This window comes from Pseudomonas frederiksbergensis, assembly GCF_000802155.2.
Lineage (GTDB): Bacteria > Pseudomonadota > Gammaproteobacteria > Pseudomonadales > Pseudomonadaceae > Aquipseudomonas > Aquipseudomonas frederiksbergensis_A.
In genome coordinates this window covers 446681-466482 of the sequence record NZ_JQGJ02000001.1, presented here as the reverse complement: position 1 = coordinate 466482, position 19802 = coordinate 446681, and the positions used below count along the sequence as shown (strand labels likewise).

Genomic DNA, 19802 nt, shown 5'->3' with positions numbered 1-19802 from the left:
CAAATCGTAGGTCTGTCTCCGGTTTCCGCAGAACTTTAACAAGCGTCCAGTCAAGTCATCTACCCATCCAGCTATCAGCACGAGGATGACTGTTTGCCGCCCATGCCGTAAGGTTCGCTACCAAAATCACCACAGCCTTCCAGTGGTGGCCATACAGCAAGGAGAGCGAATAATGACCACCTTCAAATCATCAATCCAAAACGTAGCTGCGGCCATCGGCCTCATCGCAGCAGTGACAGTCGGAGGATGCGTGATGATCCCTTACGACACTCCGGAATCAAAAGCCCAAATCCAGCGCGATCTGAAAATTGCACCATCGGATATTCAAGCCGTGTCGGAAACGAACTGGTGCTTGTTCCCATATGGAAGCGAAGGCAGCTGCAGGGCCACTCAAGGCCTGGGAGTGTTGACCAGCAAAGGCCTGATCCTCAGCCTCTACAACAACCACACCTACACTGAAACCGCACGCATCCTCCCAGAACAAGTGCAGTGCGTGAAGACAGTTGGTGGTCGCACTGGAGTCGAACCGTTCGTTGTATTTACCAAAGACCGAGCGATCATGCTCGCCGTCATCACGCCAGGTGGACAAATGAATGTGCCTGTGAAGGTCAGTTTCTTTGATTATCTGACGAAGCCAGGGCAGCACGTCTTCACTGGAACGGATGGTGGATATGTGCGCAAGTCGGGTCGACAGCAAACCGTAGGCGGAATGGTGTCAGGCACTGCCATCCCGTGGCATACAACACTCGACGTAACCGAGGTTTTCAACCCTTGCCCGCAGGTTACAGATTAATGAGGAGTGGTGCGTTCCCTCGCAAGCGGTGCGCGCAGGCCGAAGCCCGTAGGTGTGAAGGATGAATGCCCGAAGGGCCGAGACTCCCCGGCGGCTCGGCTCGCGACGGCCGCCCTCGAAGATGCACAGGCAGCAGGTACAAGGCTTTTAGCATCCGCTCAAGCGTCTGAAGTCCCTAGGTCGACAGCAGCGCCACCCATTGACATTAATTGGGGAACGGGGACAAATCACGATTATGAGACAGTCCGACTGTGAGCCAAAATCGTGGTCTGGCCCCGATTTCCTCCCTGTTTTTTTGGGGGCGGCGATCTTACGTCAATGCACATCTCCGTCGAGCTAAACGGCAGCGTGACGGGCTGCTGTCGGCCAATAGCGGACGGTCACAGACGAATAGCCTTTAAGTCAGACATCCTCACATTGTGTTCGAAATTTGGAAAAGTCTTTCCCTGATTCGCTCCTGTTTCCAGAAAACCCTCGAACCTAAAGTACGTCCTGCCAGCAACATCACACTTTCTTTAGGAAATCTCATTATGAAAACGGCAATGATCATCGTCGCACTCTTGGGCTTCAGCTCTGTGGTAGCGGCACAGGACGGCGCTGCAAATACTCAACCTGTAGAGCAATACGGTTATGGCACCCACCTTGATGTCGCCAAGGTCATCTCTGAAGACCCGGTGCCAGATGTTTGCGCTGTAGTGCCGACGTACATGACCTACCAGGATTCACAAGGAAAACAGCACGTACTGGCCTATGACGTCATGGGCCGTTGCAGCCAGGGCTAAGTCAGATGTTCGCCCATCATTGCGCCTCGGAGAGTGGTCTCATCGAGGCGCAAATACTTTTTTGCCACGCATTGTTTCAATCGATTAGTGCTTGGGCCGTGGCTGCCAGCTGACTGCCAACCCGATCTTTCAGCGTTTCAATAAACCGGGTAATTTTTGCATCGACAAACTGCCGAGAGGTATAGACGGCGTACACGTTGCGCTCATAGGTATGGTAGTCAGGCAAAACCTGCACTAGCTTGCCGGAACGCAAATCGTCGATGGCCGTGAACCCGGCCAGCAAGCCAATCCCCGCGCCCTCTCGAATGGCAAGCGCCATCGCATCCATATCGTTGACGCTGAAACTTGGACCTGTCGGGACAAATGTCGCGTCCCCCGCTTTGCTCTTTAGCTGCCACTCATCCCGCACATAGTCCACGGTACCCAACAAAAGACACTGGTGATCGCGCAGATCTTCAGGCGTCTCCGGGGCCGCATGCCGGGCCAGGTAGTCTGGCGACGCCACCAGCACACAATGGCTGACACCGATCTTTTGGCTGACATACGCCGAATCGGGGAGCGCGCGGGCGATCAGAATCGAGACATCCAGTTGGTCTTCCAAAAGGTTAGGCATGCGTTGCGAGAGCAATAAATCCACGGTCACTTCCGGGAATTGCTGGCGGTATTCCAGCACGGCCCCGGTGACCAGATGCCGGGCTAGTCCGGGAACGCAATGCACCCTCAGTGTTCCCCGAGGTTCCAGCGCGGCATTGCTGGCTTCGGCTTCGGCACTCTCCAGATCAGCCAGAATTTTCGTGCAGCGCTCATAGAACCGTCGCCCCGCATCGGTGACCGACAGGCGTCGGGTCGAGCGTTGCAACAGGCGCGCATCGAGCACGTTTTCCAGCGCAGAGACAGCACGCGAGACGTTACCGACCGTGGAATTCAGATGATTGGCCACGGCCGTGAAACTGCCCATTTCGACAACCTTTATGTACACCGACATGTTCGAAAGCTTATCCATCGCGACCTTCCTGTAGATCTGACGCTCACCCGTGATAACGCGCATTTTTACCGGATCCTACACGTTCGGCTCGCCACTCGATATTACCTCTGGCGACAACAATGATTCCCTCTGGCCCGTCTAAATCAATGGGCCCTCCTTCCATAGACTTGGTTGCACAGGCCGCCTGAACAGGCGCCGGGTTTCATACGAATCTCTGATAACCAACTGAAGGGCACATCATGAAAACCTCCTACGACCCGCTTTATCTTTTCATCGGTGGTGAATGGATCAGTGCCGAAGGGCGCGATACTGCCGCCGTCGTCAACCCGGCAACCGGCCGGGAAATCGGGCGCGTCCCACTCGCCACCGCAGGCGACCTTGATCACGCCTTGGAAGTGACTCGCCTGAGCTTCGAGCAATGGCACCAGACCGTGCCTGAAAAACGCGCCAAGATCCTCAAGCGTGCCGCCGACCTGATCCTCGAACGCGCACCGCAGATCGCCGCGCAGATGACCCTGGAGGAAGGCAAGCCGCTGAATGAAAGCCTGGATGAAGTGACCCGCGCGGCGGATTATTTAGAATGGTTTGCCGAAAGCGCCCGGCGTATCGATGGCCGTGTGGTCCCGGCCAACCGTCCAGGCGTGTTGCAACTGGTCAAACGCCAGGCCATCGGCCCAGTGGCCGCATTTACACCGTGGAATTTCCCGGCCATCACCCCGGCACGCAAGCTCTCGGCAGCGCTGGCCGCCGGTTGCAGCGTCATTCTCAAACCCGGTGAAGAAAGCCCCTCCACAGCGCTGGCCCTGGCGCGTGCACTCGACGATGCTGGATTGCCCAAGGGTGTGCTGCAAGTGGTCTTCGGCGTGCCGGATCAAGTGTCCAGCCATCTGATCGCCTCGCCGATCATTCGCAAAGTGACCTTCACCGGTTCAGTGCCGATCGGGCGCCTGCTGTCTGCACGCGCTGCCGAAGGCGTGAAGCCCATCACCCTTGAACTCGGTGGGCACGGACCGGTGCTGGTCTTCGAAGATGCCGACATTGAAAAAGCCGCTATCGAAGGCGTCGCGAACCGCTTTCGCGGCACCGGGCAGGTGTGCATTTCATCCACTCGGTTTTTGATCCAGCGTGGCGCCTATCAAGCCTTCGTCGATCACTTTGTCGCGGCGACCCAAGCCCTGAGAATCGGTGACGGCCTGCATCCGAATACTCAGGTCGGACCTTTGGCCAACCCAAGGCAATTGGCAAAAATGGAAGAACTGGTCGCCGATGCCGTCGAGAAAGGTGCACGGGTATTGGTCGGTGGCGAAGCCTTGTCAGGCGAGGGCTACTTCTTCCAACCCACGGTTCTGGCAGATGTACCGATAAGCGCCCGCGTCATGCACGAAGAGCCTTTTGGCCCCATCGCCGTACTGATGCCGTTCGATGAACTGGCCGATGGGCTGCAAGAAGCCAACCGCCTGCCCTACGGGCTCTCGGCCTACGCGTTTACCTCCAGCGCGCGCACGGCCATTGATGTCGCCGACGGATTGGAGGCCGGAATGATCGGCATCAACCAATACCGCATCGTCGCGACCGAACTCCCGTTCGGCGGCATGAAAGAAAGCGGTCACGGCTCCGAAGGCGGCATTGAAGGCATCGAACACTATCTCACCCACAAATTCATCAGCCAGGTTTAAGGAACTCGCCCATGTCCAAGCTCAACTTCAGCAGTCCTCGCGAAGCCGCGCGCGCGTTCACGCCAAAGCTGTCGCAATTCGTCGACTCGACGCTTTATCCGCAGATATGGAGTGACCCGGCGCTGTCCCCGCGCGACCGTAGCCTGATCACCGTGGCAGCATTAATTGCCGCTGGGCACTCGGAAGAGTTGCCAGCCCACTTACGCCGTGCGGCTGGCAACGGTGTGACCCAAGACGAACTGGGGGCAGCCATCACGCACCTGGCGTTCTACGTGGGCTTCCCTGGCGCCATCACTGCGTCTGCTATTGCCAACGCCACGTTCAGCGAAACGGAGATCAACTGAATGAAAGCCATCAACATCAGAGAATTCGGTTCGCCAGACGTCCTTGAACTCGTCGAAGTCGCCAATCCTGAAGTCCGTCCTCACGACCTGCTGGTACGTGTCTATGCCGCCGGGGTGAACCGTGCGGATCTGACTCACCGGACCGGAGGGTACGGCCATCCGAATTTCGGTGACTCGCTGATCATCGGACTGGAAATTGCCGGCGAAGTGATCGGCAAAGGTAAAGCGGTGACGGGGTTCGAGGTCGGAGATCGAGTCATGGGCGTGGTCGGCGGCGGTGCCTACGCCGAGTTGGCACGCATCGATTACCGCATGGCGATGCACATCCCCGCGCAGCTTGACTATGTACACGCAGCAGCCATTCCCGAGGTCTTCGTCACGGCCCATGAAGCAATGATGCACCTGGCTCGACTCAAGGCTGGCGATTCGGTGCTGATTCACGCGGCCGCCGGCGGCGTCGGATCAGCCGCGGTGCAGTTGGCTTACGCCACCGGCGCCACGGTGTATGCGACGACCGAAGGCAGCAAGTTGGCGCGTGTCGAGCATTTGGGCGCTGACGTGGCGATCGATTATAAGACGCAGGACTTCGCTGAAGTGATCGCCGACAAAACCCAGGGTCGCGGCGTCGATGTGATCATCGACTTTATCGGTGAGCCCTACTTCGCCCGCAACGTCGCGTCCCTTGCACGCGGCGGCCGCCTCGTTCAGGTGGGGATTCTCGGCGGTGGCGGCAACGTCACGGTGGCGCTGGAGGACATTCTTTATCGCCATTTGCAAATCATCGGTACGGTCATGAAGTCGCGCACGCAACCGGAGAAACACGCCATGATCAAGCGCTTCCGCGAGCACTGGCTTGATCGCTTCGAGGGTGCCGGAAGCCTTGAGCCGGTTGTTGATAGCACCTTTGCGCTAGCACGGGCTGCCGATGCGCATCGCCGGATGGAGTCTTCCGAAAACGTCGGGAAAATCATTTTGACGATGCAGCTTGAAGACTTGCTTTAAGTCTGGCCACATTGGGGATAGAGCTGAAAAAAGGTGCCCTTAGTGGGTACCTTCAACGGGTTGGGGACCACCTCTGAGCAGTGCGTTCTAAATCGGCTGATCGCGACAACCGGGCCAATCGTGACAGGCAGCTATTGGCCGAAAGCGGTCGGCAGCAATCGGCCAGAAGCGGTCAGAAGCGGTCATCTGGATCGGGTGGAATCGGGGCCGAGGATTACGCTCTCAGCCCCATAAATACCGGTCAGACAGTTACCACGATTTTGCCGATTTGTTGATTGGCTTCAAGGAAACGGTGGGCATTCTGGATGTCGCTAAGCGCGAATGTCTTGGCGATGATCGGGCGCAACGCACCAGACCTCAGCCCTTGCAGAATAAATGCCTTCGCTTTTTCCAAGGTTTCTAGGTCGGCCACAATCTCTGCATAGAGATAGCCCTTCAAGGTCAAGCTTTTGCCCAGCACTGTAAACAGTGGGAATGGCGTCGGCTCAGGGCTAAGTGCGCCGTATTCCAGCAAGATTCCGCCTCGCGCCATGCTCTGCGTGAGGGGGTCAAAGGACGGCCCGCCTACAGGATCGAACACAACACGGGCGCCTTGACCGGCAGTTATCGCCATAACACGCTCGACGATGTCCTCTTCATCGCTAACGATGACGTGCGCAGCGCCAGCATCAAGTAGGGCTTGCTTTTTCGCGCTGGTTCGAGTGATCGCAATCGATATGGCTCCGACCATACGAGCAAGTTGGAAGGCGGCCAGGCCAACACTGCTTGATGCAGCGGTGATGATGACAAAGTCGTCCTGCCGCAGCTTCGCTTGTTCGATCAATGCCCCCCAAGCAGTGACGTATTGCATCCAAGACGCAGCAGCCTCTTCAAAGGATAAGTTCTCAGGACTCTTTACCACCAGGTGAGCCGGTACATTGGCCAGCTCGCCGTAGGTGCCCCATCGAGCGATATCCAAAGGCGGGATCACAGCGACTTTGTCACCAATCTTGATCTCCGTTACGTCGCTACCAACTGAAACCACGATGCCAGCGGCCTCATAGCCTAAGCGGCTAGGGAACTCGGCCTCCTGTAGATAGGCGTGATTGCGAAACATCACTTCGGCCCGGTTCAAGCCAATAGCTTTAACACCAATCTGCACCTCGTTTGGTGCCGGTGCCGAAACTTCCAGATTTTCCAGCTTCAGAACGCTGGCATCCCCGTATTCGTGGATTCTGACAATGCGTGCCATCTTGGATACCTCGTTTATTAATGGGCCTCGATGTAAACCCGGAATGTCTCCGGCCACTCGAAGGGTGACGAGAATTTAGCCATTGGTAGGGAGGGGATAAAGGCCTACGATGGCTCATGACTAAAAACAAGGTGTTTATAATGGATCGCCTGACGCAGATGGCTACGTTCGTCAAAACAGTTGAGCTGGGTTCATTCAGCGCCGCTGCGGACGATCTGAACTTGTCCCCTCAGCTGGTAGGGAAACAGGTGAAAATGCTCGAACAACATCTCGGTGTCTCCCTACTGCATCGGACTACGCGCAGGCAAAGCCTCACTGACTTCGGCAGGACGTTCTACCAGCGCGCGAAAATAATCCTCGCAGACATGCAGTCCGCCGAGAGCCTGGCGGCCCTTACGCGTGGCACACCAAGCGGTCGCCTTCGTATCAACGCGCCGGTTACGTTCGGGATTCGCGCGCTTTCGCCACGCCTGCTGGAATACATGGTTCGATATCCACAGGTGTCTGTCGACCTAACTCTATCGAACGAGCTGGTCGATATCGTCGATCATGGTTACGACGTGGTCTTTCGCATCGGCGAGCTGGTGAGCAGTGGGTTGAAGGCGATGCCGTTAGAGCCCTATCAAATGGTTTTGTGCGCTGCACCGTCCTACCTTGCACGTCGCCCACCCATCACGAATCCATGGGATCTACAGCAGCAGGAGTGTCTGGGTTTTACCTATTCTGATGGTCGCTCGCACTGGAGCTTCGATAGCCAAGAGGGGCGTATCGATGTTCCCATTACAAGCAAATTGACGATTAATCAGGGTGACCCACTGCTGGCAGCAGCTGTAGCGGGACTGGGTGTGGTTCTACAGCCGATAGAGCTGGTTAGCGATGCATTGCGTGATGGGACGTTGGTGCGTCTGCTACCGCAGTATCCAGTGCCGACCACCTCAATGCATATGCTTTACGCCCCTGACCGAAGAATGACCCCAAAGCTGCGCAGCTTCTTGGAATTCGCACGTGAGGCGTTTGGGCAACGAGGCCCTCTCTAACTACAGGAGAATCAATGTCCGCTTCTGGCCCAGAGTGTGTAAAAACTCCAAAGCCAGCTCGGATGATTAAAAATCGCGTTCCATGTGAAATTCAGGTCTGTCGACTAGCCATACGTTTTCAGAGGTGACGTAGGAGTACGCACTTCGATTTTTTTTGCGGTGCTTTTAAACCTCCTGGACCCAAAGCGGTCGGTCACGAATGCAGCAACAACTGTCTCGGCAAAACGCGCGTTGCCGCATCTGTCCGGCGTCAGTAGGATTCGGTCATCGCTGACATAAATGGATGTGTATATGGAAAGCATGCCGAGACTGGAAATTGAGCGCGTTGCGTATCAAGAGTTTTTAACTCTTTGGGAACGCGGAACATTCGAGAGTCGTTCGCTCACCCCCAACGCGCCCCCAACACAATCCCCTGCGTCTTGAGCCCCTCAAGCGCCGCCACCCCGATCGGCATTAACTCCCGCGCCGTCACGCCGGCTATCTCCGCCAACGCAACCAGATGCTCCCGCCCGCTGCGCCGATGCTCCATCAGCGACACCAACAACGCATAAGCCATCGGCGCCAGGCGTGAAAAATTCACGTGTCCGGCATGGCGTTGGAGCAGGACCAAGGTCGGCGCCGCCGGTTTTTCGGTGGGTTGATAGCCCGGTCCGATATCGCACACCGGCCATTCATAGGCATGTACGCGCGCAAGCTCCGATACTACGGGCGTTCCCTCGATCAGGTCGCCGTGGGGGTTGTGTGACGGCTCCACCGCGTCGCTCAGCAGCAGGGTGCTTTCGCTCCATTCGTGCTGTGCCAGTTCGGGCAGCCAAGCGGGATAGTTGTGCAGGCTTGCGCGTTGCTCCAGGTAGGTGACGAACTCGCCGGCCAGTTGGGTGAAGAGCGGCGTCTGGCAGCGGAAGTTGGCGTAGAAGTCGTGGACCAGCCATCGCCAGTCGGCCGGTGGCAGGGTCCGGTGGATGACCGGGAAGCTGGCGGCCAGCAGTGATTCGATGCTGCCGATGAACAGTTGCCGGTAGACGGCCAGGCGTCGGGCTTCGATCCCCGGCGGTGGTGGGTTTTGGGGGTTGCGGACGTAGTCGGCCATGCAGTTGAGTTGTTCGAGCAATTGTTCAGGCATGGCGGGCCTCCGCCGTTGCCGGGCAAGCGCGTTGTTGAAGATTTTTGATGTGCTCGACTTCGGCGAGTAGCTCCGAGAGCGGAGGAAAGTTGAAGTCGCGTTCCAAGAGCGTCGGCACCGGGCCAAATCGTTGGTAGGTCTGGTGCAGCAGCGCCCAGACGTCCTGCTTGACCGCCGCGCCGTGGGTGTCGATCTTCAAGTCGTCGGCTTCGTCATAGTGGCCGGCAACGTGCAGGTAGGTGACGCGTTGCGCGGGAAGGGCGGCCAGGAATTTCGCGGCGTCGTAACGGTGATTGATGGCGTTGACGTAGAGGTTGTTGACGTCCAGCAGCAGGTCGCAGTCGGCTTCCTGGAGGACGGCATTGATAAAGTCTATTTCGCTCATGGCCTGGAAGGGGGCGGCGTAGTAGGAGATGTTCTCCACGGCGATGCGTTGACCCAGCACGTCCTGGGTCTGGCGAATGCGCGCGGCGACGTGGTGGACCGCTTCTTCGGTGAAAGGGATCGGCAAGAGGTCGTAGAGGTGGCCGCTGTCGGAGCAGTAGCTCAGGTGCTCGCTGTAGATCGCCACGGCATAGCGATCGAGGAACCGGCGTGTGCCGCGCAGCAGTTCCAGGTCGAGGGGTTGCGGACCGCCGAGGGACAGTGACAGTCCATGGCAGGTGATGGGGTGCCGTGCGGCCAGTTGGTCCAATTGTTCAGCGTAGACGCCGCCGACACCGATCCAGTTGTCCGGGGCGCATTCCAGGAAGTCCACGGCCCTCGGTGCCATTTCCAGCAGGTCGCCTAGCATGGCGCGGCGCAGGCCGAGCCCGGCGCCGCTGGGTGAAGTGAAGGTACTCATCGCAGTTCTCCAGGGATGACCAAACCCTCCCGGCGAGAGCGTCCGGGAGGGTGGCAGCGAAGGGGTTATTCCTTGGCTTGGCTCATGTGGATGAACAGTTCGGTTGGGACTTTCTTGCCATTGGCCGTGTACTGGCCGGTGCGGTATTTGTAGGTTTCCGCCTCGGACAGGTAGCCATCGTGGTTGCTGTCCATCTTTTCGAACTCCGCTTGCTGGGTCGGCGCGACGCTGAGGAACTCCTTCAGCGATACGCGGGCGTCGTCGTCAGTGTCGGTGCGAGCGAAGGACGCGTCGCCACATTTGCCTTCGCCGCACTTGCCCTCCGCGGCGGTGACTTTTTTGCCCGATTCGGCGGCACCACATTTGCCTTCACCACACTTGCCTTCCGCCTCGGTGGCCTTTTTGGACGATTCGCCGGCGCCACATTTGCCTTCGCCACATTTACCTTCGGAAGTTTTTTCAGCCGAGGCCAATTGATAACCCTGGGCCAGGGTGTCCACGGCGAAAGCGGACTGGGCCAGGCTCAAGCCGCCGGACAAAGCCAGGGCGGCGAGGGCGAGGCGAGCGGAGTTCGAGTTTTTTGTACGGGTCATGAGGTTTCTCCAGATAAGAGCTGTGTGGCCCCTGGCAAACGTTGCGCGGGGCGTGTGCCGTGGCGGCGTCACGTTGCTTGCCCGGTGCTCGGCACGTCGGGTCGAAGCAAGGCGGGACTGGCCTGTTCGGACGGGGCCATTTGGCGCTTGCCGTGTATCTGGGATGTGTCATGCGGCGGTGTGTTTGTATGGCTGTGTGTCGCGGATACAGAACGCTGCAAAAGGGTGGCGCTCAGGTCAGGTCATGCAAGTCCTTGCCCAGCGCCGACCCGAGCGTCCATCGGACACCGGCAGCGGTTTGCCGATGAGTTGTTGGCGCAGTTTCCCTTCGTTCTGGTTCCTTCAGCCGTGCCCCGGCATTCCTGGAATTTGCGGGTGAGCTGCGATTTGGCGAAGGCCCCATTCAAGCTATTTCTCAAGAGCGCTTTGGCCTGGACACTCGACTGGTCAGGTAATTTCGGTGCCTTGATCGGGTAGCCGGATTTTTCCGCTGATCCGCATTTTTCGCTTGCAGGTGCGTCTGTAATGGTCTCAGTTCCCACGCCACAATTTGGCCGTGCCGCAACGGCTCTATCGGGAGAAAGCTCATGGCGAAGATGGCGATTTTTTTGGGTGGTTTCCTGGCGCTGACGCTGCTGATTGGTGTGCTGGCGACGATCTCACCTGTTTAAGCAGCTTTTCTTGTGGCGAGGGGATGAATCCCCTCGCCACAACAGCTTTCATTCAAGGAAGGATGCGTCAATCACCGATGCAAGATTACCTGCGCAATCTCCAGCAATGGCATGACCCGTTGCGCGGCGTTGAGCTTGATCGCTTCCTTGGGCATGCCGAATACCACGCAGCTGGCCTCGTCCTGGGCCACGGTGGCACTGCCGGCGTCGAGCATTTCCTTCAGACCGCGGGCGCCGTCGTCGCCCATGCCGGTCATGATGATGCCCGTGGCGTTACGGCCGGCGAACTTGGCCACCGAGCGGAACAGCACATCCACCGAGGGGCGATGGCGATTGACCAGCGGGCCGTCCACCACTTGCACGTGGTAGAACGCGCCGCTGCGGGTCACCATCATGTGCTTGCCGCCGGGGGCGATGAGGGCCAGGCCGGGGTGGATGCGGTCGTTGTTCTTTGCTTCGCGCACTTCGATCTGGCACAGGCTATTGAGCCGGGCGGCGAACGAGGCGGTGAATTTTTCCGGCATGTGCTGGACGATGACGATGCCCGGGCACACGCGCGGCAGGGCGGTCAGCACCGCTTCCAGCGCCTGGGTGCCGCCGGTGGAGGTGCCCATGGCGACGATGCGCTCGGTGGTCTGGGCCATGGCATGGCCGTTGGCGGCTGGCAGCATGGCGTCGGCGGTGAGTTTGGTCGCCGGCGTCAGCGGCGCCGCTGGAGCCGGGCGTTTGCCCAGGTTGCGGACGTTGACCTGGGCGGCAGCACGGATGGCCGATACCAGTTCCGGCGCCGAGTCCAGCAGGAAGTTCTTCAAGCCGCTGGTGGGCTTGGTGATGATTTCCACCGCGCCGGCGGCCATGGCTTGCAACGTGGTTTCCGCACCCTTGGGCGTCAGCGACGAGCAGATCACCACGGGCGTGGGCCGTTCGCTCATGATCTTTTTCAGGAAAGTAATGCCGTCCATGCGCGGCATTTCCACGTCCAGCACGATCACGTCGGGCCATTCCTTCGCCAGTTTGTCCATGGCGAAAATCGGGTCGGAGGCCGCGCCGATGACATTGATGTCCGGCGTGTCGCTGAGAATGGCCAGCAACACCTGGCGGACCACGGCGGAATCATCCACCAGCAATACATTTATTTTTTTGCCTGACATGGTTAATGCAGGGTCCTTATCGGTTGGTGCCTGACCCAGACGTCGCCCGTGCAAAGGTCGAAAATGATGCTGCGGTGGCCGGTGCTGCCCATGTCCTGGGCGATCAGGTCCAGGCGATAGAGGGCGGCCATTTCCAGCGCTGCGTTGACGTTCAGTCGCGCCACGTCGCCATAGGGCACATGGCGTTGCAATTCGGGAAACATCTCGCCGCCGCCGAACAGCTTGAGCTGGTATTCCTCGGGCTTGGTGTGATGGGCCCGCGCCTTGCGGACGAACAGCTCGATGGCTTCATCGGCGTACATCCCGTTCAGCGCCGTGGAGCAACGCACCCGGCTGGGCAACATGAAGTGGCACATGCCGCCGATCTTGCGCTCTGGATGCCAGAGCGTAATCGCCACGCAAGAGCCGAGGATCGTGCGCAGGCGGGTCGGGCAGGTCGCAAAGCGAAACTCTCCCGGCCCCAGGTAGACCTCGGCGACTTGCTTGATCGCGGCGCTCATGGCTTGCGATAAATCGAAGGGGCGACCAGCTTCAACGCATCGGAAACGCCGTTGAGACTTTCCGAATGGCTGACGATGAAATACCCACCGGGCTTGAGCCGCGGGATGAGCCGGGCAACCACTTTGCTTTTGGTGGGCTGGTCGAAATAGATCATCACGTTGCGCAGGAAAATCACATCGAACTCCCCCAGCTCTGGAAGGGTGTCGTTGAGATTGACCTGGATGAAGTTGACGCGGTTGCGCAGTGCCCGGTCGATCAGCATGGTGCCCTGCTGGCTGCCGGTGCCCTTGAGGCAATATTTCACCAACAGCGAATGGGGCAGGTTACGGGCGCGCTCCATCGGATAATGCCCGGAACGGGCCTTGGCCAACACTTGCATGCTGATGTCGGAGCCGATGACTTCCCAAGGCGTGGTGCCCAGGCTTTCGGCCAGGGTCATCGCAAGACTGTAGGGCTCCTCGCCGGAGGAACTGGCGGCGCTCCACAGGCGAAAGGTCTTGCCCGGTGTCGCATGGGGCAGCACGTGATCGCGAAGAAAATCGAAGTGCTTGGGCTCACGGAAAAAGTAGGTTTCGTTGGTCGTCAGCAGGTCCAGCGCCACTTGCAATTCGTCGCTGCGCTGGCCGCTCATGATCAGCTTGAAGTACTCGCCGTAGCTGTCCAGCTCATAGTGCTTTAGGCGCTTGAAGAGGCGTCCGGCCACCAAGGCTTTCTTGGCCGGCGACAGGTTGATGCCGGCCGCCTGGTACAACCAGGATTGGAACTGGCCGAACTCCCGGTCGGAGAGGGCCATCGAGTTCACCGTGCGTTCCTTGCAAGTGTCTGTGCTCATGAGTCTGGCGCTTCCAACGCGGCGGGGCTGGCCTGGGCGAGTTCGGACATTTCGTCGATGGACAGCACCCGGTCCACTTCCAGGACGATGACGAACTTGCCATCGACCTTGGCCATGCCACTGATGAAATCGGCGCGGATCTTCGCGCCAAAACTCGGTGGCGGTTCGATCTGCGAAGCCGGGATTTCCAGCACCGCCGATACCGTGTCCACCAGCAACCCGATGTCCTGGGCCAGCCCGTCGGCGCTGGCGGCCTCGATGATCACCACGCAGCTGCGGCGGCTGATGGTGGAGTTCGGCCGGCCGAAACGGGCCGACAGATCCACCACCGGCACGACCGCACCGCGCAGGTTGATCACCCCGCGCACGAAAGCCGGCATCATCGGCACGACAGTCAGGTTGCCGTACTCGATGATTTCCTTGATGCACAGGATGCCGATGGCGAACATCTCCGTGCCGAGCATGAACGTCAGGTACTGCGCTTCTTCCTCGACCGCACTGGCGGTCTGGCGTGTGGTCGCGATGGCGCCCATTGCCTTTTCTCCTTTAAGCAAGCCTATGGAACCGTGCCATCAGAACCGGGTGAATTCCGATTCGTCCGGCGCGCTGGCCATGTTGTAGGCAAACGCCTTGGGCATCACCGGTGCCGGTGCCCGGGTCTGTTTGCGGCTGGACGGGCCGGGCGTGTTGTCGACCCGGGCGACCTGGATGGCTGCTTTGGGCGGCGTGTCCAAGGTGAAGAAACTCATGGCCTGTTGCAGTTGTTCGGCCTGGCTGCTCATCTCTTCGGCGGTGGCGGCCAATTCTTCGCTGCTGGAGGCGTTCTGCTGGGTCACTTGGTTGAGCTGGGTCATGGCGGTGTTGATCTGCGCCACGCCGGCGGCCTGTTCTTCGGACGCGGCGCTGATTTCCTGCACCAGGTCCGAAGTCTTGTTGATGGACGGGACCATCTCGTTCAGCAGGCTGCCGGCCTTCTCGGCCATGTCGACGCTGCTGGACGACAGCTCGCCGATCTCCTGGGCCGCGACCTGGCTGCGCTCGGCCAGTTTGCGGACTTCGGCCGCCACCACCGCGAAGCCTTTGCCGTGTTCGCCGGCGCGGGCTGCTTCGATCGCAGCGTTGAGCGCCAACAGGTTGGTCTGGTAGGCGATGTCATCGATGATGCTGATGCGCTGGGCGATTTTCTTCATCGCCACCACGGTCTGCTGCACCGATTCGCCGCCGTCGGTGGCTTCCTTGGCAGCCTTGCTGGCCATGCCGTCGGTGACCTTGGCGTTCTCGGTGTTCTGGTTGATGCTGGCGCTCATCTGCTCGATGGATGCACTGGTTTCCTCGACACTGGCCGCCTGTTCGCTGGTGGCCTGGCTCATCGACTGGGCGGTGGCGCTGACTTCCTCGGAGGCGCTGGCGAGGTTGTCCGCCGCGTTGCGCACTTCACCGATGATATGTGACAGCTTGCCGACCATGTTCTGCATGGCGTTGAGCACCATGCCGGTTTCGTCCTTGGAACCGCCTTCGATCTTCGCGTTCAGGTTGCCTTCGGCCAGTTGCTCGGCGACGGCGGCGGCCTGCTTCAGCGGACGTGAGATCACCCGGGAAATAAACAGCGCCAGGCCCAGGCCCACCAGCAGGGCGGCAACCAGCACGACGATAATCGACAGGCGCGCGTTCTCGTACAGTTTGGTGCCGTGCGCACTGGCGACATCAGCCCCAGCGGCGTTGAGCTCGACAAGTTTTTGCAAGTCGCCGGTCACCAGGTCGAACCGATTCTTGGACTCGCCCTTGAGCATCGCATTGGCTTGCTCGGTCAGGTTCTGCCTGGACAGTGCCAGCAGGTCCTTGCTGATCGCCAGATAGGCGGCCCAGTCAGTGCGGGTGGTTTCGAATGCCTGCCGGTCTTCCGCGCTGGAGAGCAGTTTTTCGTAAGTGTCCAGGCGGGTTTCGAAGGCCTTCTTGGCCTCTTCCGCTTCCTGCTCCAGGGTTACGCGTTCTTGCTCGGAGTCGGCGGAAATGTGGCGGTTTTCCTTGAGGCGATAGCTCGCCGCGTAGAAGCGCATGCCCGACGCCGCGCGCATGGACGGCATCCAGTTTTCACGAATGTCGAGGGCGGTGTGGTTGACCTGGCCCAGCTGGATGATCGAGAACACGCCCATGACGGCGGTGAGCGCCAACACCACGAGGAATGAAGTGATCAGTTTGGTGGCGATTCTAAGGTCGTAGAACCATTTCATTGGGGAATACCTCTCCATGGAGTGTTGAAGCGTCAGCGAGCGTTGGCTTGTTGTAATGGGGTCGAGTTGTAGCGGTTTTCTATTTGTGCGATCTGGGTCAGCAATGCCGGTACGTCGAGAATCAACGCCACGGCGCCGCTGCCCAGGATGGTCGAGCCGCTGATGCCGCGCAGTGCGCCGAACAGCTTGCCCAAGGGTTTGATCACGGTCTGGAATTCACCCAAAAGGTCATCCACCACCAGCCCGGCCTTGAGTTCGGCGTAGCGCACCACCACCACATTCTGCCGGCGCGAGGCCGGGCCTTCGTGATGGAAGTGATCGCGCAGGTACACCAGCGGCAGCACTTCGCCGCGCAGGTCCAGGTAGCCTTGTTCACGGCTGGCGATGCCATCGTCTTCGCTCAGTTCGATGCATTCCTGGACCATGTCCAGCGGAATCACATAGGTGGACTGGCCGATGCCGACCAGGAATCCATTGATGATCGCCAGGGTCAGCGGCAGGCGGATGCGCACCACGGTGCCCTTGCCCGGCTGGCTGTCGAGGTCGACCGTGCCGCGCAGCAGTGTGATGTTGCGCTTGACCACGTCCATGCCCACGCCGCGTCCGGACAGGTTGGTGACGGCTTGGGCGGTGGAGAAGCCCGGTTCGAAAATCAGGTTGTAGATCTCCTGGTCGGTCAGGTTCGCACCTTGGGCGATCAGGCCGCGCTCATGGGCTTTTTCCAGGATACGATCGCGGTTCAGACCGGCGCCGTCGTCGGCGATTTCCAGCACGATGCTGCCCGAGTCGTGGTAGGCATTGAGGTGCAGATGCCCCTTGGCCGGCTTGCCTGCCGCCAGGCGCGCCTCGGCGGTTTCGATGCCGTGGTCCATGGCGTTGCGCAGCAGGTGCATCAGCGGGTCGCCGATTTTTTCCACCACGGTCTTGTCCAGCTCGGTTTCCGCGCCGCTGATGATCAGGTCGATGTCCTTGCCGAGTTCCTGGCTGACATCGCGCACCACCCGGCGAAAGCGGTTGAAGGTCTCGCCGATGGGGATCATGCGCAGGCGCAAGGCACCGTCGAGGATTTCTTCCACCAGCCCGGACACCGACGAGGTGGCTTCCTGCAGCGGATCGTTCTGGCAGGTACGCGCCAGCAGGCTGGCGCCCGCGCTGGCGATGACCAGCTCACCCACCAGGTTGATCAGTTCGTCGAGTTTGTCCGCGTTGACTCGTACATAGGTGCCGTCCTTGGTTTTGCTTTCGCTGGCCACGGCCTGTTTGTCGCTCGCGACCTGGGCTGGCATGCGCGGGGTCTTGCGTTGGTCCGGCATCAGTTCGCCCGTGGCGACCATGGCGGTGCTTTCGTCGGTCGGTGCGGGGGATGTCGCGACCAGGCCGGTGCTCGCCTGGGACTCGACCGCTTGGGCGGCAACGATTTCGATCACGCAGTCTTCGCGCACAAAATCGAACACTTCGTTGATCGCGGCATAGCCGGCGGCGGATCGAAACGCGATGTCGAAGCCCAAGTAGCAGGACTCGGCATCCCAGGCCTCGATAGCCGGCAGCGCGTCGGTCAGGGTGGTGAGGTCGACGATTTCACCCAGGGTCTGCAAATAGCGCAGGAATGACAAGGGGTCCATGCCGTTGCGAAACACGTCCTGGCCGAAGCGCAGGGAGATGTGCCAGAGGCTCGCTTCGGCTGAATCGGCCGTTTCGGTTTTTGCTGTCCGGGCCGGTTCGGCTGCGGTCGAGGGCGCCTGGTATTCCTGCAGGATCTGGCACAGTTCCATTTCCCGGGCCAGGGCAGGGGGTTGCAACGCCGAGCCCTGGTTGGCGACCACGTCGATCAGCTCGAGCATGTGATCGCCGGACTTGAGCAGCACGGCGATCAAGCCAGGGTCCACCGCGACGCTGCCCTCGCGCAGGCGATCGAGCACGTCCTCGACGATGTGGGTAAAGCTGACGATCGGCTCCAGGCCGAACAGCCCCGCCGAGCCCTTGATCGTATGGGCCGCGCGGAAAATCGCGCCGATGGCGTCATCGTCGCCGGGGTCGTTTTCCAATTGCAGCAACGATTCTTCCATCGCCTGCAGTTGTTCACGTGCCTCGACGATGAAGGTTTGTTGTGCCTGATCGAGATTGATGCTCACGCTCATTTCCTTTGTCGTGTTCGACGTGTTGCGCAGGCGCTAGGCAACCAGGTTGCACAGGGCCAATGTTTCCGTGACGGCCTTGCTTTGGTCGGTCACCGTCAGTTGAGTCCCGGCCTTGGGTGCCTCGCGCTGAATCATCAGCAGCAGTTGCAGGCCGGCGCCATCCATCTCGGTGATCTGCGACAGGTCCAGCGCCATCGCTGGCGTTGCCCCCAACCGTGGCAGCAATTGCGCGGCCAGGTCGGCGGCGGTGTAGATCGTCAGCTCGCCATCGATCTGCACCCGCGCGGTGTCATCCTCTATTTCGTACAGCAGCGGCATTGAAGCCTCCGGCCATCAGGGAAGAATCAGCTTGGATACCGCCGCCAGCATCTGCGCCGGCTGGAACGGCTTGACCACCCAGGCCTTGGCACCTGCGGCCTGGCCCTCTTGCTTCTTCGATTCCTGGGATTCGGTGGTGAGCATGATGATCGGCGTGAACTTGTAGCTGGCCAGCTTCTTGACCTCCTTGACGAAGGTGATGCCATCCATGTTTGGCATGTTCACGTCGCTGATGATCAGGTGCACTTTCTGGCCGTTGAGTTTGCCCAGTGCGTCCTTGCCATCGCTGGCCTCGATCACGTCGTAGCCGGCACTTTTCAACGCGATGCCGACCACCTGCCGAACGCTCGCGGAGTCGTCGACAACCAATACACTTTTAGCCATGAACGGCTCTCCTAGAAGAAGGTTATTTCCTGTGAAGTCTGTTGCGCAGCCGAGTCGCCGTGATGATTGCGGCGTTGCTCGTCGGTGGCGTAGGTGGTTTCCATGCGCGCCAGCCATTGGCGGGCGTCGATGGAGGCGGCCTGTTCGGGCGACTGGCTGGCTTGCTGCATGTGCACATGCAGGTCCTCGATGTTGTCGCGCACGTGGCTGAGGATCTGGCTGACCCGATCCTGGAATTGCAGGCTGACCAGCACTTCGGTGAGTTCGTCGCGAATGCCGTAGCTCTCCCGTTGCAACATGTCGGCCGAATCGGCGAGGCGCCCGGTAACGCTCTGGAAGCGTTCGAGCACACGCTGGATGCTGCCTTCGGACACGGCCACGGACTGGCTGTCCTGGTCGGCGCCGCTGGAAGCGGCCTGCACCAGTTGGGTGATGGCGGTGTTGATGACGTCGACCTTGGCCGACATCTGTTGGCCGGTCTCGCTGGACTTGCTCGACAGTGCACGTACGGCGTCGGCCACTACCGCAAAACCACGTCCGGCTTCGCCCGCCCGGGCGGCTTCGATGGCGGCGTTGAGGGCCAGCAGGTTGGTCTGGGCGGCAATCGCCGCGACGTCGGCGGCCATGGTCCGCAGCTCGCCGGTGTAGGCGGTCAGGTTGCGCACTTGGGCAAGGGTTTCATCACGGCTGGCCTGGGTGGACTTCAACGAATCGATGACCTTCACCAGTTCGCCTTCGCTCTGCGCCAGTACCTGGACGGCGCCACCGCCGCTGCTGCCGGCCAACTCGCCGGCGGCCAGTTGCGAGGCTTGCACGGTTTCTTCGAGGCGCGAGGAAATGCCGGTGAAACGGCTGGTCAAGGAGACGATCGCGGTTTCAGTCTGCTGGCGCGAGCTTTCGACTTGCTTGGCCCAGATGGGCATGGCACCGAGGATCACTTCGTTGAGTTGTGCGTCGCTTTTGTGAGCGCCATGGTCCGCGGCTAGCAGTTCGTGACGGGCGATGGCCGCTGCGGCGACCTTGTCCAACTGCAGGCGCTGCGAGCGCGTACCCCAGAGACCGGCACCCACGCCAAGGACCAGAAGCACGGCACTGAAACCGATGGTTTGCGCATTCGCGCCATTGAGCGCCAGCACACCGGCGCAGGCGATGACGGCAACGATCAA

The 19802-nt window shown here is 60.0% G+C and carries 20 protein-coding genes and 1 pseudogene; 7 read left to right on the top strand and 14 right to left on the bottom strand.

The genetic code is table 11. The annotated features are described in order from the left end of the window. The first annotated feature begins 172 nt into the window (after positions 1 to 172). Entirely contained in the window at positions 173 to 793 is a 621-nt protein-coding gene (locus tag JZ00_RS02055) for a hypothetical protein (protein ID WP_039592935.1), read from the top strand. Positions 794 to 1323: 530 nt separating this feature from the next. Then, positions 1324 to 1575, top strand: a complete 252-nt coding sequence (locus JZ00_RS02050) for a DUF2790 domain-containing protein (protein ID WP_039592936.1) — start codon at positions 1324 to 1326, stop codon at positions 1573 to 1575. 76 nt (positions 1576 to 1651) lie between these two features. Here JZ00_RS02050 and JZ00_RS02045 read toward each other — a convergent pair whose 3' ends face one another. Beyond that, positions 1652 to 2578: a LysR family transcriptional regulator gene (locus tag JZ00_RS02045; RefSeq protein ID WP_039592937.1), complete on the bottom strand. Its 927-nt coding sequence runs from the start codon at positions 2576 to 2578 to the stop codon at positions 1652 to 1654. A gap of 221 nt (positions 2579 to 2799) precedes the next feature. Here JZ00_RS02045 and JZ00_RS02040 point away from each other — a divergent pair, with 221 nt between their 5' ends. From JZ00_RS02040 to JZ00_RS02030, 3 genes are read left to right on the top strand one after another with little or no spacing between them, the layout of a single operon-like run. Beyond that, positions 2800 to 4236 (top strand): NAD-dependent succinate-semialdehyde dehydrogenase, encoded by a 1437-nt coding sequence (locus JZ00_RS02040; RefSeq protein ID WP_039592938.1) that lies wholly within the window; start codon positions 2800 to 2802, stop codon positions 4234 to 4236. 11 nt (positions 4237 to 4247) lie between these two features. Beyond that, the gene (locus JZ00_RS02035; RefSeq protein ID WP_039592939.1) at positions 4248 to 4580 is read left to right on the top strand and encodes a carboxymuconolactone decarboxylase family protein; all 333 of its coding nucleotides are present in this window, start codon (positions 4248 to 4250) and stop codon (positions 4578 to 4580) included. Continuing rightward, positions 4581 to 5582: an NAD(P)H-quinone oxidoreductase gene (locus JZ00_RS02030; RefSeq protein WP_039592940.1), complete on the top strand. Its 1002-nt coding sequence runs from the start codon at positions 4581 to 4583 to the stop codon at positions 5580 to 5582. Positions 5583 to 5823: 241 nt separating this feature from the next. Here JZ00_RS02030 and JZ00_RS02025 read toward each other — a convergent pair whose 3' ends face one another. Continuing rightward, positions 5824 to 6813 (bottom strand): zinc-dependent alcohol dehydrogenase family protein, encoded by a 990-nt coding sequence (locus tag JZ00_RS02025; protein WP_039592941.1) that lies wholly within the window; start codon positions 6811 to 6813, stop codon positions 5824 to 5826. Between the two features lie 140 nt (positions 6814 to 6953). Between JZ00_RS02025 and JZ00_RS02020 the strand changes: the two genes are divergently transcribed. Further along, positions 6954 to 7850: a LysR family transcriptional regulator gene (locus tag JZ00_RS02020; protein WP_039593042.1), complete on the top strand. Its 897-nt coding sequence runs from the start codon at positions 6954 to 6956 to the stop codon at positions 7848 to 7850. Positions 7851 to 8232: 382 nt separating this feature from the next. On the opposite strand, the gene JZ00_RS02015 is transcribed toward JZ00_RS02020, so the two are convergent. The 3 genes from JZ00_RS02015 to JZ00_RS02005 all read right to left on the bottom strand — a co-directional run bounded on the left by JZ00_RS02015 (position 8233) and on the right by JZ00_RS02005 (position 10410). After that, positions 8233 to 8973 carry an HvfC family RiPP maturation protein gene (locus JZ00_RS02015; protein WP_039592942.1) on the bottom strand — a complete coding sequence of 247 codons (741 nt, stop codon included), beginning with the start codon at positions 8971 to 8973 and terminating at the stop codon, positions 8233 to 8235. Then, positions 8966 to 9817, bottom strand: a complete 852-nt coding sequence (locus JZ00_RS02010; RefSeq protein ID WP_039592943.1) for an HvfB family MNIO-type RiPP peptide maturase — start codon at positions 9815 to 9817, stop codon at positions 8966 to 8968. Before JZ00_RS02010 ends, JZ00_RS02015 begins: the two co-directional genes overlap by 8 nt. 65 nt (positions 9818 to 9882) lie before the next feature. Then, a complete protein-coding gene (locus JZ00_RS02005; RefSeq protein WP_039592944.1) occupies positions 9883 to 10410 on the bottom strand; it encodes an HvfA family oxazolone/thioamide-modified RiPP metallophore in 528 nt (175 codons plus the stop codon). A 285-nt stretch (positions 10411 to 10695) separates the two neighbouring features. On the opposite strand from JZ00_RS02005, the pseudogene JZ00_RS31345 reads away from it, so the two are divergent. Then, positions 10696 to 10865, top strand: a pseudogene (locus JZ00_RS31345) (RES domain-containing protein); the annotation flags it as partial. A gap of 287 nt (positions 10866 to 11152) precedes the next feature. Here JZ00_RS31345 and JZ00_RS02000 read toward each other — a convergent pair. Genes JZ00_RS02000 through JZ00_RS01960 form a run of 9 tightly spaced genes read right to left on the bottom strand, consistent with a single transcriptional unit; the run spans position 11153 to position 19559 of the window. Beyond that, positions 11153 to 12232 (bottom strand): protein-glutamate methylesterase/protein-glutamine glutaminase, encoded by a 1080-nt coding sequence (locus JZ00_RS02000; RefSeq protein ID WP_039592945.1) that lies wholly within the window; start codon positions 12230 to 12232, stop codon positions 11153 to 11155. 2 nt (positions 12233 to 12234) lie between these two features. Continuing rightward, positions 12235 to 12732, bottom strand: a complete 498-nt coding sequence (gene cheD / locus JZ00_RS01995) for a chemoreceptor glutamine deamidase CheD (RefSeq protein ID WP_039592946.1) — start codon at positions 12730 to 12732, stop codon at positions 12235 to 12237. Next, positions 12729 to 13565, bottom strand: coding sequence for a CheR family methyltransferase (locus tag JZ00_RS01990; protein ID WP_039592947.1), 837 nt, complete (start codon positions 13563 to 13565; stop codon positions 12729 to 12731). Before JZ00_RS01990 ends, cheD begins: the two co-directional genes overlap by 4 nt. Next, complete coding sequence (locus tag JZ00_RS01985) at positions 13562 to 14098, bottom strand: chemotaxis protein CheW (RefSeq protein WP_030142246.1); 537 nt, start codon at positions 14096 to 14098, stop codon at positions 13562 to 13564. The genes JZ00_RS01990 and JZ00_RS01985 overlap by 4 nt, the downstream gene beginning before the upstream one ends. 39 nt (positions 14099 to 14137) lie before the next feature. Next, positions 14138 to 15796 carry a methyl-accepting chemotaxis protein gene (locus JZ00_RS01980; RefSeq protein ID WP_039592948.1) on the bottom strand — a complete coding sequence of 553 codons (1659 nt, stop codon included), beginning with the start codon at positions 15794 to 15796 and terminating at the stop codon, positions 14138 to 14140. 32 nt (positions 15797 to 15828) lie between these two features. Then, on the bottom strand, positions 15829 to 17928 hold the full coding sequence (locus JZ00_RS01975; RefSeq protein ID WP_039593043.1) for a chemotaxis protein CheA: 2100 nt from the start codon (positions 17926 to 17928) through the stop codon (positions 15829 to 15831). 39 nt (positions 17929 to 17967) lie between these two features. Continuing rightward, positions 17968 to 18252 carry an STAS domain-containing protein gene (locus tag JZ00_RS01970; protein ID WP_039592949.1) on the bottom strand — a complete coding sequence of 95 codons (285 nt, stop codon included), beginning with the start codon at positions 18250 to 18252 and terminating at the stop codon, positions 17968 to 17970. A gap of 15 nt (positions 18253 to 18267) precedes the next feature. Further along, entirely contained in the window at positions 18268 to 18636 is a 369-nt protein-coding gene (locus JZ00_RS01965; protein ID WP_003203044.1) for a response regulator, read from the bottom strand. Between the two features lie 11 nt (positions 18637 to 18647). After that, entirely contained in the window at positions 18648 to 19559 is a 912-nt protein-coding gene (locus JZ00_RS01960; RefSeq protein ID WP_412177655.1) for a methyl-accepting chemotaxis protein, read from the bottom strand. Positions 19560 to 19802 lie beyond the last annotated feature (243 nt).